This is a genomic window from Pseudomonas sp. KK4, from assembly GCF_001984065.1.
Taxonomy (GTDB): Bacteria; Pseudomonadota; Gammaproteobacteria; order Pseudomonadales; family Pseudomonadaceae; genus Aquipseudomonas.
Genome location: NZ_LYVP01000255.1, coordinates 1 through 701, shown reverse-complemented (window position 1 = coordinate 701; position 701 = coordinate 1). Strand labels below are relative to the sequence as shown.

The following is a 701-nucleotide window of genomic DNA, read 5'->3' as shown; positions in this document are numbered from 1 at the left end:
ACTTCATTGAGTTGATGGTGACTATTGACGCAGTCAATGGGTGAATGCTCCTTCTGATCGTGAGCACGCTTTACATTTCGTCTATCAAGTCGAACCGCCGACTAATCTCTTTTGCCTCCATCAAGGCGCGGGCCGTTTTCTCTGAGGGGACGCGCTTCTCAAACGGAAGTCCCTGAGCCGCTACGACCCGACGAAGAAATAGACGCATGGCATCACTGATGTTCAAGCCACAAGCGCTCAAAATTTCAGTGGCACGTGCTTTCAGGTCCTCATCAACGCGGCAGCGCACTTCGGTGGTTTTCTTCGATGCACACACAGAATCCCTCTTCCTCATCGTCAATTGTTGGCAGCCTCAACAGTGTTGTTCGATATTTCAAACCTGGAAGCTCGCCATGGGTATCAGTCCGCTCCTTTTTGTTCTTAAGACGCGTCTTTTTTTAAGGCAGGAAAGATCAGGTGGCAGTAGGTTCTTTTTAAACACCCACGAAAAAGCCCGGCTGATCAGGCCGGGCTTTTTGCGGGTGTTTCAGCGAAACAATGGGTTAGGCGACAGAGTTGCCTTGCAGACGGTCGGAGCCGTCGGCAGCAACGGTGTTGCCTTGCAGGCGGTCGGAGCCGTCGGCGGCGATAGTGTTGCCTTGCAGACGATCAGAGCCATCAGCAGCAACGCGGTTTTCGATCAGGCGGTCAGAGCCACCTTC

The 701-nt window shown here is 52.9% G+C and carries 1 protein-coding gene; it reads right to left on the bottom strand.

Going from position 1 to position 701, the window contains the following annotated elements:
• Positions 1-70: 70 nt before the first annotated feature.
• The gene (locus tag B0W55_RS29390; protein WP_371807306.1) at positions 71-334 is read right to left on the bottom strand and encodes a type II toxin-antitoxin system RelB/DinJ family antitoxin; all 264 of its coding nucleotides are present in this window, start codon (positions 332-334) and stop codon (positions 71-73) included.
• Between the last annotated feature and the right edge of the window lie 367 nt (positions 335-701).

Coding starts and splice junctions, on each gene's coding strand:
- B0W55_RS29390 (WP_371807306.1), bottom strand. CDS start 334: ATGAGGAAGAGGGATTCTGTGTGTGCATCGAAGAAAACCACCGAAGTG.